The organism is Clostridium celatum DSM 1785, from assembly GCF_000320405.1.
Classification (GTDB): Bacteria; Bacillota; Clostridia; order Clostridiales; family Clostridiaceae; genus Clostridium; species Clostridium celatum.
The window spans coordinates 88400-101265 of sequence record NZ_KB291655.1 but is presented as its reverse complement, the minus strand read 5'-3'; the positions used below and the strand labels follow the sequence as shown (position 1 = coordinate 101265).

14 protein-coding genes, 1 riboswitch and 1 other annotated feature are annotated in these 12866 nt (G+C 26.0%); of the genes, 10 read left to right on the top strand and 4 right to left on the bottom strand.

Annotated elements, in window-relative coordinates; translation table 11 throughout:
• Positions 1–155 precede the first annotated feature (155 nt).
• On the bottom strand, positions 156–1181 hold the full coding sequence (gene asnA / locus HMPREF0216_RS11070; protein WP_005214229.1) for an aspartate--ammonia ligase: 1026 nt from the start codon (positions 1179–1181) through the stop codon (positions 156–158).
• A 54-nt stretch (positions 1182–1235) separates the two neighbouring features.
• Positions 1236–1594, bottom strand: a binding site (T-box leader).
• 208 nt (positions 1595–1802) lie between these two features.
• Between asnA and HMPREF0216_RS11065 the strand changes: the two genes are divergently transcribed.
• From HMPREF0216_RS11065 to HMPREF0216_RS11050, 5 genes are all read left to right on the top strand, one after another.
• Entirely contained in the window at positions 1803–2513 is a 711-nt protein-coding gene (locus HMPREF0216_RS11065) for a DUF2238 domain-containing protein (RefSeq protein WP_005214228.1), read from the top strand.
• A gap of 199 nt (positions 2514–2712) precedes the next feature.
• Positions 2713–3702 carry an L-glyceraldehyde 3-phosphate reductase gene (gene mgrA, locus HMPREF0216_RS11060; RefSeq protein ID WP_005214226.1) on the top strand — a complete coding sequence of 330 codons (990 nt, stop codon included), beginning with the start codon at positions 2713–2715 and terminating at the stop codon, positions 3700–3702.
• A gap of 18 nt (positions 3703–3720) precedes the next feature.
• On the top strand, positions 3721–5499 hold the full coding sequence (locus tag HMPREF0216_RS11055; RefSeq protein ID WP_005214224.1) for a M3 family oligoendopeptidase: 1779 nt from the start codon (positions 3721–3723) through the stop codon (positions 5497–5499).
• 36 nt (positions 5500–5535) lie between these two features.
• Positions 5536–5688 carry a hypothetical protein gene (locus HMPREF0216_RS17140; RefSeq protein WP_005214222.1) on the top strand — a complete coding sequence of 51 codons (153 nt, stop codon included), beginning with the start codon at positions 5536–5538 and terminating at the stop codon, positions 5686–5688.
• Positions 5689–5841: 153 nt separating this feature from the next.
• Complete coding sequence (locus HMPREF0216_RS11050) at positions 5842–6276, top strand: PTS sugar transporter subunit IIA domain-containing protein (protein ID WP_005214220.1); 435 nt, start codon at positions 5842–5844, stop codon at positions 6274–6276.
• A 50-nt stretch (positions 6277–6326) separates the two neighbouring features.
• On the opposite strand, the gene HMPREF0216_RS11045 is transcribed toward HMPREF0216_RS11050, so the two are convergent.
• Entirely contained in the window at positions 6327–7022 is a 696-nt protein-coding gene (locus HMPREF0216_RS11045) for an NERD domain-containing protein (RefSeq protein ID WP_169317577.1), read from the bottom strand.
• Between the two features lie 265 nt (positions 7023–7287).
• Complete coding sequence (locus HMPREF0216_RS11040) at positions 7288–8034, bottom strand: 3'-5' exonuclease (protein WP_005214216.1); 747 nt, start codon at positions 8032–8034, stop codon at positions 7288–7290.
• A 112-nt stretch (positions 8035–8146) separates the two neighbouring features.
• On the opposite strand from HMPREF0216_RS11040, the gene HMPREF0216_RS17930 reads away from it, so the two are divergent.
• Positions 8147–8269 carry a hypothetical protein gene (locus tag HMPREF0216_RS17930; RefSeq protein WP_005214215.1) on the top strand — a complete coding sequence of 41 codons (123 nt, stop codon included), beginning with the start codon at positions 8147–8149 and terminating at the stop codon, positions 8267–8269.
• 75 nt (positions 8270–8344) lie between these two features.
• Complete coding sequence (locus HMPREF0216_RS11035; protein WP_005214214.1) at positions 8345–9304, top strand: DUF2232 domain-containing protein; 960 nt, start codon at positions 8345–8347, stop codon at positions 9302–9304.
• 70 nt (positions 9305–9374) lie between these two features.
• Here the strand turns inward: HMPREF0216_RS11035 and HMPREF0216_RS11030 are convergent, their stop codons facing one another.
• Positions 9375–10103 (bottom strand): HAD family hydrolase, encoded by a 729-nt coding sequence (locus tag HMPREF0216_RS11030; RefSeq protein ID WP_005214212.1) that lies wholly within the window; start codon positions 10101–10103, stop codon positions 9375–9377.
• A gap of 141 nt (positions 10104–10244) precedes the next feature.
• Positions 10245–10342: riboswitch (TPP riboswitch) on the top strand.
• A gap of 149 nt (positions 10343–10491) precedes the next feature.
• Between HMPREF0216_RS11030 and thiD the strand changes: the two genes are divergently transcribed.
• The 3 genes from thiD to tenA all read left to right on the top strand — a co-directional run bounded on the left by thiD (position 10492) and on the right by tenA (position 12835).
• On the top strand, positions 10492–11289 hold the full coding sequence (gene thiD, locus HMPREF0216_RS11025; RefSeq protein ID WP_005214210.1) for a bifunctional hydroxymethylpyrimidine kinase/phosphomethylpyrimidine kinase: 798 nt from the start codon (positions 10492–10494) through the stop codon (positions 11287–11289).
• A gap of 78 nt (positions 11290–11367) precedes the next feature.
• Positions 11368–12180: a hydroxyethylthiazole kinase gene (thiM, locus tag HMPREF0216_RS11020; protein ID WP_005214209.1), complete on the top strand. Its 813-nt coding sequence runs from the start codon at positions 11368–11370 to the stop codon at positions 12178–12180.
• A 1-nt stretch (position 12181) separates the two neighbouring features.
• A complete protein-coding gene (tenA, locus tag HMPREF0216_RS11015; RefSeq protein ID WP_040419721.1) occupies positions 12182–12835 on the top strand; it encodes a thiaminase II in 654 nt (217 codons plus the stop codon).
• The last annotated feature ends 31 nt before the right edge of the window (positions 12836–12866 follow it).

Sequence of the window (12866 nt, the reverse complement as noted above, 5' to 3'; positions counted from 1 at the left end):
ATAAAATAATTATTTTCCTCCTACTCGATTAAAAATTAAAAAGGTTGTGTTAAGAGTTAGGTTAATATCAACATTATTCTTAAATACAGCCAATTATTTATATAATTACTTATTTAATATAAAGTGATTTTTTTAAATGTATAAGTAATTGTATATTAAAGAAGTTCAATTCCAGCTTCTTCACATTTTTCATGAGTATATTCATCCCAAATAGATGCTTGTACTTCACCAATGTGAGCTTTTCTTAAAAAGAACATACAGATTCTTGATTGTCCAATTCCACCACCCATAGTAAGTGGTAGTTTATCCTCAAATAAAGCTTTATGGAATGGAAGAGTACGTCTATCTTCACAACCAGCTTTAGTAAGTTGATAATCTAAGGCTTTTTTATCTACTCTAATACCCATTGATGAAAGTTCTATAGCAGTATCGAATAAAGGATTGTAGAATAAAATATCTCCATTTAATGACCAATCATCATAATCAGGGCTTCTACCATCATGTTTTTCTCCAGATTTTAATGTATCACCAATACCAATTATAAATACTGCTTTATGTTCTCTACATATAGCATTTTCTCTTTCTTTAGAGCTTAAAGAAGGATACATATCTTCAAGTTCTTGAGATGTAACAAAAGTAATTTCATCAGGTAAAATTTTATCAAGTGATGGATATTCAGAGCAAATAAAGTCTTCCGTTGCTTTAAATACTGAGAATATTTTATTTACTGTAGATTTTAATGTTTCTATAGTTCTATCTTCTTTAGATATAACTTTTTCCCAATCCCATTGATCAACATATATTGAATGTAAGTTATCTAGTTCTTCATCTCTTCTTATAGCATTCATATCAGTATATAAGCCAGTTCCTACTTTGAAGTCATATCTGTGAAGAGCGAATCTTTTCCATTTAGCTAAAGAATGTACTATTTCCAAATTGCTATCATTTATTGCAAGCATATCGAAGCTAACAGGTCTTTCTATTCCATTTAAATTATCATTTAATCCAGAGTTATGATCAAGAAATAATGGAGCTGAAACTCTTGTAAGATTTAATATTTCGGCAAGCTTACTTTCAAAAAAATCTTTAACTTTTTTTATTGCTACTTCTGTTTCTATTAAAGATAAGCTTGATTTATAGTTTTTTGGTACAAAAACTTGTGATTTTAATTGTTCTTTCATAAAATATTCCTCCTAAAATAATAAATAATATAAAAAAACCTTTCGTCCTAAAATATATAGGACGAAAGGTTACTTCCGCGGTACCACCTAAATTAGTATAAAAATATACTATCTCAATCAGTGCTGAATACAAATTCAAGACTGTTCCTTTTTAACGGTCAGACCCCGTCTAAGTCTACTTAAGTGAGATAAGTGAGATTCCAAATTTTAATTTGGCAAATCGAACTTACACCTTTGACGCAAGGAAAAGGTATTTCCTTTTAAGATGCAATTTCAATTTAATCTTCAGATTTCACTCTTTCGGTTAGAAGCTCAAGAATGTTTTTCATTAAAACTACTCTTACAAGGCTTACACCATCCCTTGCTCGCTTTAAGAGATCATAAAAACTACTTTTTTCTATCAACGCTGTTATTTATCTTTGATATATATAATATAATAGTTAGTAAAAAGTGTAAATAGGAAAAATGAAAATAATTAAAAATTTGTTAATATTGCAAATATTACGGTATATTATTTTACTTTTATCATTTTTTAATATAGAATAGTGTTTTGAAAATATAATTTTAGAATTATATAGTATAGATTTTTACTTATATTATATTACTAGCAAGGAGAGAAAAATGAAAAAGAGAAAAATTAATTGGCAAAAGATATTAAATTATTTTGTAATGCTTTCGTTAATTTCTACTATTGTTTATTTAATTTATGCAATTGCTAAGGCACCAACTATTATGAATCCAAATGAACCATTTGTTCGTATAAAAAGTGATTATGTTTTAATGCTAACTCAATGTATTTTAGGTGTTGTAGCAATGTTGTTACCAGGGATGTTAAAGCATAGATTAAGGATAGATATACCATCTAATATGCTTATTTTATACACAATATTTTTATATTGTGCAATCTACTTAGGAGAAGTTAAAAGTTTTTATTATAATGTACCTCATTGGGATACTATTTTGCATACATTTAGTGGAGCTATGCTTGGGGCTTTAGGGTTTTCTTTTGTAACATTATTAAACAAGACAGAGGAAGTTCCTATGAATTTAAGTCCATTATTTGTAGTTATATTCTCATTTTGTTTTGCAGTAACATTAGGAGTAGTTTGGGAAATATATGAATTTACTTTTGATGGAGTATTAGGATTAAATATGCAAAAGTTTGCTTTAGAAAGTGGTGAAGCACTTATTGGCAGAGCTGCATTGGTAGATACTATGAAAGACTTAATAGTTGATGCCCTTGGAGCATTTATAATGAGTATTATTGGATATATATCATTAAAGTATAAAAAGGGATGGATTGAAAAATTACAAGTTAAAATCGATAAATAATAAAAGCTATTATAAATATTGATTAATAAATTTTATGAGCTTTAAGTAGTTTTAATTATTAAAACTACTTAAAGTTTATTTTTTATATAAAATGATAGCTACTATTTAGCGTGTAAAATTTAACAAATAAGAAAATGGTATTATTTTATATATAGGTATATAATATAAAATATGGAATTATATAAGAGGGGGATAAAATATGGTTTATGTAGCAAATGAAAAAAGATATGACAATATGAAATATAGAAGGTGTGGGAAAAGTGGATTATTATTGCCAGCTATTTCTTTAGGATGTTGGCATAACTTTGGTGATATAAATAATTTTGAAAATAGCAAAGCTATGGTTAGAAAAGCTTTTGATTTAGGAATAACTCATTTTGATTTAGCAAATAATTATGGCCCACCATATGGTTCTGCAGAAACTAATTTTGGTAGAATATTAAAAGATGATTTTAAATCATATAGAGATGAGATGATAATTTCTTCAAAAGCTGGATATGATATGTGGCCAGGTCCTTATGGAAATTGGGGATCAAAAAAATACTTAGTATCAAGTTTAGATCAAAGTTTAAAAAGATTAGGTTTAGATTATGTTGATATTTTTTATCATCATAGACCAGATCCAGAAACACCAATTGAAGAAACTATGTCTGCATTAGATTTACTAGTAAGACAAGGAAAAGCCTTATATGTAGGGATTTCAAATTACAAGCCTAAAGAAGCAAAAAGGGCAATTGAAGTGTTAAAAGAATTAGGAACACCATGTCTTATACATCAACCAAGATATTCTATGCTTGATAGATGGGTTGAAGATGGGCTTTTAGATGTTTTAAAAGAAGAAGGAGTAGGAAGTATTGCTTTTTCACCTTTAGCTGGAGGAAGATTAACTGATAGATATTTAAATGGTATTCCAAGTGATTCTAGGGTAGCTAGTGAAAGTAGATTTTTACAAGCAAGTGATATAAATGAAGAGTTAATAAAAAAAGTATCAAGATTAAATGAAGTAGCTGCAAATAGAGGACAAAAGCTATCTCAAATGGCTTTATCATGGGTATTAAGAGGTAATAATGTTACTTCAGTTCTTATAGGAGCTAGTAAGGTTAGTCAAATTGAAGAGTGTGTTTTAGCAATTAATAAATTAGATTTTACAAATGAAGAATTAAATTTAATAGATGAAATTTTAAAATAGAATTGGGAGGAGTAAAAAATGAATTTAAATTGGAGTTTAAAAGAATTATATCCATCATTTCATAGTAATGAATTTAAAATCGATATGGAAAAATTAGATAATAAAATAGATGATATTAATAAATGGGTAGATAAAATTGTAACAGATAATGAAAATATTATAGATAAATTAGAAGAATATATAAAAAGATTTTCAAAATTAACAGATTTAGTATCAAGATTAGGTAGTTTTATAGAACTTAATATAAGTGTAAATACAAAAAATGCAGAAGCACTTAAATATTCAGATGTATTTGAAAAGAAATTAACTAATATAGTTGAAGCATCAACAAAGATAGAAAGATATATTAGTTCTATAACTGATATAGATAAAGTAATAAATCAATCTGAATTATTAAAAGCACATGAGTTTGTATTAAAAAATGTAGTGGATCAAAGTAAATACTTATTAAGTGATAGAGAAGAAAACATAATTGCTAATATGAAAAATACAGGTTCAAATGCGTGGAGTAAGCTAAAAGATAATCTAATTTCATCTTTAATGGTTGAAATTGATGAAGATGGGGTAAAAAAAGAATATCCATTAACAGTAGTTTTAAATATGGCCGAAGATAAGGATGCTAAAGTAAGAAAGAGAGCTTATGAAGCTGAAATAGAAGCTTATAAAAAGGTGGAAGAAGGAGTAGCAGCTTCTCTTAATGGAATTAAGGGAGAAGTTTTAACAGTTTGTAATTTTAGAGGATATAAATCTCCACTAGAAAAAACTCTTATAGATTCAAGAATGGATGAAGAATCTTTAAATGCAATGCTTGATGCAATGAAGGAAAGTTTACCTGTATTTAGAAAATATCTTAGAAAAAAAGCAGAATTATTAGGACATAAAAATGGATTACCTTGGTATGATTTATATGCACCAGTATCTAATGCAGATATGAAATTTACTTATGAAGAAGGCTGTGAATTTGTAGTTAAAAACTTTAGAACATTTAGTGACCACTTGGCTGATTATGCAAAGAAAGCAATGGATAATAGTTGGATAGATGTAGAACCTAGAGAAGGAAAAGTTGGAGGAGCATTTTGTGCTGGACTTCACTTTATAGGTGAAAGTAGAATATTATTAAATTATAGTGGAAGTTTTGGAGATGTAGTTACTATGGCCCATGAACTTGGCCATGGATTCCATGGAGAATGTTTAAAGAATGAAGCTACATTAAATTCAGAATATCCAATGCCAATAGCAGAAACAGCATCTACATTTTGTGAAACAATTATAAAGAAGGCAGCAATTAAGGAAGCTAGTAAAGAAGAAGCACTTGCAATATTAGAAGCTGAAATTTGTGATTGTACTCAAGTTATTGTAGATATTTATTCAAGATTTTTATTTGAAAAATCAGTTTTTGAAGCTAGAAAAGAAAGTTCTTTAACAGTAGAACAAATAAAAGAACTTATGCTTAATGCACAAAGAGAAGCATATGGGGATGGGTTAGATCCAGAATACTTACATCCATATATGTGGACATGGAAACCGCATTATTATGATGCTAATTACAATTACTACAATTTCCCTTATGCATTTGGGCTTTTATTTGCAAAAGGTTTATATGCAGAATATATTAATAAGGGAGAAAGTTTTACAAGTGAGTATGAAAAACTTTTATCTATTACAGGAAAAAATAAAATTGCAGATATAACAAAGGCTGTAGGAATTGATATTCATAATAAAACATTCTGGGAAAATTCACTTAAAACAATCGAAGAGGACATAGAAGAGTTTATTAAGCTTAGTGAGAATAAATAGTTCAATATGAAACTATAAAAAGAGAGTGTGAGATTTATGGAATTAAAATTAGATGAAAAGGAAATAATGATTATCTTAGATTCATTAATTGAAAATATGGCATTTAATAATAATGTAGATGATATAAAACATGTTTATAACAAAATAGTCAAGCAAGCAAATTTAGATAAATACGAAATGTTAGGATAACTTCTAGTTTAATATTATTGAATAACAAGACGAAGATAGAGATATAATAATATATATAGAATTTATGGAATATATTAATAAATTATATATAAATGGTATTTAGTATCATGTATTTTAACTATCTTAATATAAGTAAGGAGGATAAGTTAAGTAATGGTTGGATTTATTATAACTGGTCATGGTAACTTTGCCTCAGGATTATATAGTGCTTGTAAGATGTTAATTGGTGAGCGTGAAAATATAGAAGTAGTTGATTATATTGATAGTGAAAAAGTTTATGATTTAGATAAAAAGATTAGCAGTGCTATATCAAATCTTTATGGTAAATGTGAAAAGATAATTATATTTTGTGATATGATAAATGGAAGTCCTTTTAAAAGGTGTATGGTAAGATGTATTAGAGAGCCAAATAAATTTTATGTACTTACAGGGGTAAATGTACCTATTTTAATAGAAAGTATATCAATTGCAGAAAATGGTGGTAATTGCGATAGTATAATTGAATACATTAAAAATTTATTTCCCAATACTTTAGTAGAAGGTATATCTAAATTAAGGGATGAAATGAAAGAATATGAAATAATATAAAAAGTAAGCTATGAAAATAAATATTATATTTATTTTCATAGCTTATAATTTTACTTTAAAAAGCGAAAAGAAATGTATGATACAGAAGTAGTAGATACAGAATAGAAAATTAAAGAAATTAAAAAAAATAATAATAATCCTTTATTATTTGAAATAAAGTATTTAAGTTTTAAAAGCAAGATATCAAAGAACCAAACCTTGTTATCTAATAAGGTATTTTTTAAAGATAATGGTGAACAATTTTTAGATGTATCAAGATTCTTTTTGATGAAAAATGGCAGATCCTTTGCCAATATAATTGGAATTTTAATATTATCATCTAAAGGAACAACTGAATCCTCATTAGGTAAAACAATAACCTGAGTTATAGGTATTTCAGAAGATATAATTTCTTTTAGTAAGGTATAACAGTTATTACATTCATCACAAATTTTATAGATTATTTCTAAGTCAATTAACGAATCGTTATTTAATTTACTTTTGGATTTATTATTAGTAGTACTTTTAAGTAAAAATTCATTATAAGAATAATTTAAAGTTTTAATAATAAAAATACCGCCATCAGTTATTACTAAATCATCTATAGTACAGTTATTTGAATCATCGTTTTCTATGCATAAATTATTTAAAATTATACTCTCATTTTTTAATGGTCTTAAGGAAAAAGAAACTTTAAAGAAATTATATAGTTTATTATAAGTATAATTTAAATAAATAAATAATCTTTTATAAATATTAAAATACAATGCTCCTAAATGTATGATATAAATGATATAAATTTTAGATAAAAATTCAAATTTTAAATCTAAAAAATGTCCTAAAACAAAAAGTAATAAGGCAAATCTAAGTAGTGGGACCTTTAATACAAGGGATAATACTTTCACACATATGTATATTAAAAATTTAATTATATTGAATATAAATCTAAAAATAAAAAACATTGAATTTACTAAAACAAGCACCATTTTAAGTAGCCTCCTTTAGTAATTAGAATAACTACTTTATGGAAAATTATTCATCTTTTATAATAAATTGTTTTGTTTTTCCCATAAAATAAGCAAGTCTTATAATTTGAATTTCTTCTTTAGACATTTTTCTATTATAAATTTTTTCAAATTCATTAATTAAAGCTTTAGAATCTAACTTTTCTTTTTTTACTTTAGGTCTTTTCTCTAATGTTTTATTATAAACTTGAGGTATTATTTTTTTATTATAAATAGATTTAAAAACTTCACTTGTATAATGAGCATCAAAAAATGCATCATGAAACTCACCATCTACAGCTATCTCTAAAACCTCTACAGCTTTTTTTAATCCAATTTTTTGGCCTTTAGGCAATTTAAATAATTTAGTGGCATAACTTTGTATATCTATATACTTTTTAGGAATTGGAGATGTAGATAATTTATTAAATTCTATATTTTTTAGTAATTCTTTTATATCTGAAGTTCCCCAAACTACTAATACACTATCAGTATTACCAATAAATTTTAAAAATTCATTATATACATTTTTAAAATCTAAAGCTTTATTTAATTCATCTTCAGTTATTTTTGTTAAATTTTCTACGTAAGGATGAATTTTTGTATGAATATTAGGTTTAATTAAGTAATTAAAAGTAGAGATTGTATTAAACTTACTATCTAATTTTAGTGCACCTATTTGTATTATCTCAAATAATAGTTCAGGTTTATTATCATCTTTTATATCATCAGGATGTTGTTGGTTAAATTCTAAGTCAAAAATTATATAATTCATATTTGCACCTACGTTTTTTGAAAGTTTTTATTATTTTTAGTTATTAACATAATAGTTATTACATATATTAAAACATAAAAACAATGAAATGTCTTAAAAAGAGGTGTTATTTATGAGTATTTATGTGTTAAAAAATTATGTAGAAGAGTGTTTGAAAAAAGGTATTGAGCCAACATTTGAAGGATTAAACATTTTTTATAAAGAAAAAGTTTTAAACCAAGGAGTAAAAATTTAAAAAAAATTCATGTTATATTATTAAACATGGGGGTATAATAAAATGAAGTAACTATGGAAGAAAAGTGGTGAGAATTTGAATACTAAAAAATTAACAGAAGCAGCAATGTTATCAGCATTATTTGTAGTATGTAGCATGATGTTTATTTATACTGGGATAGCATATACACTATATTTGGATATGATAGTACCCATAATAGTTTGTCTTATATATATGAGGTTAGATTTTAAATATACAGTATTAGCATCTATTACATCATTACTTATAGTTGTATTAGCAGTAGGTGATATAGTATCTGGAATATGGATGAGTCAAGGAATATTAATGGGATTAATTTGTGGTTATTTTATACAAAAGAAGTCAACAATTTTTGATGATTTATTTTATTCAGCTGTATTAGGATGCTTTTTAATGGTTTTAATTGATGTATATTTTTCTAAATTAACAGGATATAGCTTTATGAAGGAATTTGATGAATATAGGAATATGTTTTCTTTAAATGAAGAGGCTATGAAAATAGCATTTAGTATATTTGTAGCAACAGTACCGATGAGTACTATTTTAATTACATATATAGCAGCTTTATTTATTGGAAAGAGGCTTAAAATTTTAAATGAAAATAATACTGAAAAATATGACATTATTCATAATTTTAAAAAAGTTGGTTCTTATATATGTTGCAGTAGAAAAACTTTTTTTATAGCAATTGGATACTTAATATTATTAGAGCTATTTAAATATTTAAATCTACAAGTTAATTTTATATATTTTAATACTGTAATAATGGCTATTAAGGTTATTGCTATATATTTTGTTTTAAAGGATTCTTTATCATTTGTTATGACAGGTATGATTTTAATTACAAAAGCAAATGGATACAGTAAATTTTTTTATTTTGCAATGATATACATGTTATTAGTAGATTTTAAATCTACATTTATTATTCTTGTTGTTACAAGTATAGTTTTTGATTTGATATTAAATTTAAGAAGTAAGCAAATTAATGGTTTAGGAAAGATTTTAGTAAGAAGATAAAAATAATGACAAATTTGTAGCGATAATAAATTTTAATATTTATTATAATTTCAAATTTGTCATTATTAATTTAAATTAAACTTAAAGAGTTAATATCAAGTTTATAAGTAACATCTTTTCTTTCTACTATGATATTTATTTTATTTTTTATTTCTTCATTTTCTAATATTTTAGAAATAAGTTCACGAGTTGGGTTCATTGCATAAGGAATTCCTACATACTTAAACATTGTAAAGTCGCCAGCAGTATCACCATATGCATAGCTTTTACTAAGATCTATATCATATTTTTCACATAGCTCTAATATAGCTTTTTCTTTACTTTCTGAATCCCACATTGGAATTATATCACCGTTATATTTGTTATTTTCATCTAATTTATAAATAGTACCTCTATAATCATCCATATTATATTTTGAAGACATTTCTTTAACTAACTCTATAGGAGAACCTGATATTGCAATTACAATATCTCCTCTATCTTTATGCCATTTAATTCTTTCTCTAGAAAAAGTATAGACTCTATCACCTTTTTGTTCTATTACTTTTCTTGCAATATAATCTATATGATATTTATCAAGTCCTTTAATAGCTTCTATATACACATCAACCATTTTTAAAAGATAAGTATCATAATCACCTTGTCTTTTATCCCAGTTAATATAAGCTGGTTTTACATATGTATGCCATCTTTTTTCATCTACTAAATCATATTTAATTATTTTTTTAAAGACTTCAGTAATTAATCCTTCTCTGTATATTGTTCCATCAATATCAAAAAATGCAGCAGTTTTTGACATAACCAAACCTCCTTTATTTATCTTTAGTTTTTATTAAAATTATATCAACAAATATATAATTATTTAAGTTAAATATAAAAAATAAGATAATTATTGATAATTTGTTATATTATAATATAATTAAAGTATAAGATAAATAGAAAAAATTGCTAGGGGTGCCTTTAGGCTGAGAAATAGTAATATTAACCCTTGTACCTGATCTGGATAATACCAGCGGAGGAAAGCATAAAATATATAATTAATTATATAAATTTTATTGTTAGCCTATAGCTATATTCCGGAGGAGTATAGCTATTTTTATTTCCTTTAAATTGAAAAAATACAAAAAACGGGATTAATCAGATTGGAATTTTTCATTTATTAAATAAATTAAGATAAGGAGAAAAAAATGAGAAATTACAAAATACCAACATTAACAATTGCAGGATCAGATTCATCAGGAGGAGCGGGAGTACAAGCAGATTTAAAAACTTTTAGTGCAATAGGAACTTATGGAATGAGTGTTATAACTGCAATAACAGCTCAAAATACACAAGGTGTATTTTTAGTAGAAGAATTAAGTGAGGATATAATAAGAAAACAAATTGAAGTTGTTTTTGAAGATATAGAACCAAAAGCAGTAAAAATAGGAATGGTATCTAGTTCAAGAATAGTAGAAGTTATAGTGGAGTCTTTAGCTCACTATAAACCTAAATATTTAGTTGTAGATCCAGTTATGATATCTAAAAGTGGATATTCATTATTAAGGAAAGAGGCTAAAAAGAGTTTAATTGAAGAATTAATACCAATGGCATATATAATAACACCGAATACATTAGAGGCTGAAGAAATAGTAGGTATAAAAATAAACACTATAGATGATATGAAGGAAGCTGGTAAAAAAATATTAGAGTTAGGACCTAAGTATGTACTTATGAAAGGTGGGCATCTTGAAGGAGATGCAGTTGATGTATTAATAGGCAAAGAAACATTTGAAATATATAAACAAGAAAGATTAGATAGAAAAAATACTCATGGAACAGGATGTACATTATCTTCTGCAATAGCTTCACATTTAGCTTTAGGATATGAAATAAGAGAAGCTGTAAAGTTGAGTAAGGAATATATAACTGAAGCAATAAGACATAGCTTTGATATTGGACAAGGCGTGGGGCCAGTTAATCATTTTTATAAATTTGAAGAGTAAAAAATTGTTTAAGGAAATAAAAAAAGTTATGTAGAAACTGTTTAAAAGTATAAGTTTATATATTAAGGAGAATATGAGATGTATGAATTAATCAATAAGGTAAAAGAAATAAATCCATTAGTGCTTCATTATACAAATGAGGTTACTATAAATGATTGTGCAAATGTAACTTTAGCTTTAGGGGCAAGCCCTTTGATGAGTTATAGTGATGAAGAAGTACAAGAAATAGTAAGTGTTGCAAATTCAATAGTAATTAATATAGGAACTATGAATTCAAGTAGATTAAATTTATTTGTTGAAGCTGGGAAGACTGCAAATAAATTTAATAAACCAGTTATTTTAGATCCAGTAGGGGTCTTTGCAACAAAAACTAGAAGTGATTTTACAAATAAACTTTTAAATGAAATTAAATTTGATGTAGTTAAAGGAAATATTTCAGAAATTAAGTTTATAGGTGGTTTAGATGTAAGAGGAAAAGGGGTTGACTCTTTTGATGATAATGAAGATAACTCAGAAGTGGTTAAAAGAGTAGCTAATAAGTTAGGGAGTATTATAGTTGCTACAGGTAAGGTAGATTATATAAGTGATGGTGAAAGTGTAATTAAAATTAAAAATGGAACTGTAAAGCTTAAAAGTATAACAGGAACTGGGTGTATGACTGGAAGTTTAATTGGAAGTTATTTAGGTGCTTATGATACATTAGTAAATTCAAAGGAAGAAATAACCATAAGCAAGTTAGAAGCTGTAGCTATGGGAGTACTTACAATGGGAGTAAGTGGAGAATTAGCTGATATAAATAATATTGCAATTGGTAGCTTTAAAGAAAAGTTAATGAATAATGTCTATGAAATGAATGTAGACAAGTTAAAAGAATATGCGAGGTTTGAGTAATATGAAGTTTTCACAAGTTTTATTTGAAGAAGTTAAAGGTCTTTGGAATGAGTATTTAGAACATCCATTTGTAAAAGGTATAGGAGAAGGAACTTTAGATAAGGAGAAGTTTAAAAATTATTTAATACAAGATTATTTATATTTAAAAGACTATGCCAAGGTTTTTGCAATGGGTGTTGTTAAGGCCAGTACCATGAAAGAAATGAAATTTTATCATCAATCAATTAAAGGTGTATTAGAGGATGAAACTGCAGTTCATATAAATTATTTAAGAGAATTTGGATTAACTCCAGAGGAAGTTGAAAAGTATAAATGTGAATTAACAACGGCAAGCTATACAAATTACATGCTCGGTATTGCATTAAAAGGTGGGGCAAAAGAAATTGCCATGACAATAATGCCATGTACTTGGAGCTATTATTACATTGGAAAGCATCTTTATGATAATTATAAAGAAAATTTAGAGGGTAATTTTTATGCTCCATGGATAGAGGAGTATGCATCAGAAGAGTTTAGGCAATGTGCTCAAGAATGGATTGATTATATTGATTATTTATGTGAAAACATATCAGAAGTTGAAAAAGAAAATTTAAAAGATATATTTGTTAAATCTAGTCTTTATGAAATGGAATTTTGGAATATGGCAAATAAATAGTTAAATATAAGAAGTTTTAAGGAGTAAAAAG

Bases quoted from the DNA above. Each gene is read 5' to 3' on its own strand.
- asnA (WP_005214229.1), bottom strand. From the start codon at position 1,181: ATGAAAGAACAATTAAAATCACAAGTTTTTGTACCAAAAAACTATAAA.
- HMPREF0216_RS11065 (WP_005214228.1), top strand. From the start codon at position 1,803: ATGAAAAAGAGAAAAATTAATTGGCAAAAGATATTAAATTATTTTGTA.
- mgrA (WP_005214226.1), top strand. From the start codon at position 2,713: ATGGTTTATGTAGCAAATGAAAAAAGATATGACAATATGAAATATAGA.
- HMPREF0216_RS11055 (WP_005214224.1), top strand. From the start codon at position 3,721: ATGAATTTAAATTGGAGTTTAAAAGAATTATATCCATCATTTCATAGT.
- HMPREF0216_RS17140 (WP_005214222.1), top strand. From the start codon at position 5,536: ATGGAATTAAAATTAGATGAAAAGGAAATAATGATTATCTTAGATTCA.
- HMPREF0216_RS11050 (WP_005214220.1), top strand. From the start codon at position 5,842: ATGGTTGGATTTATTATAACTGGTCATGGTAACTTTGCCTCAGGATTA.
- HMPREF0216_RS11040 (WP_005214216.1), bottom strand. From the start codon at position 8,034: ATGAATTATATAATTTTTGACTTAGAATTTAACCAACAACATCCTGAT.
- HMPREF0216_RS17930 (WP_005214215.1), top strand. From the start codon at position 8,147: ATGAGTATTTATGTGTTAAAAAATTATGTAGAAGAGTGTTTGAAAAAA.
- HMPREF0216_RS11030 (WP_005214212.1), bottom strand. From the start codon at position 10,103: ATGTCAAAAACTGCTGCATTTTTTGATATTGATGGAACAATATACAGA.
- thiD (WP_005214210.1), top strand. From the start codon at position 10,492: ATGAGAAATTACAAAATACCAACATTAACAATTGCAGGATCAGATTCA.
- thiM (WP_005214209.1), top strand. From the start codon at position 11,368: ATGTATGAATTAATCAATAAGGTAAAAGAAATAAATCCATTAGTGCTT.
- tenA (WP_040419721.1), top strand. From the start codon at position 12,182: ATGAAGTTTTCACAAGTTTTATTTGAAGAAGTTAAAGGTCTTTGGAAT.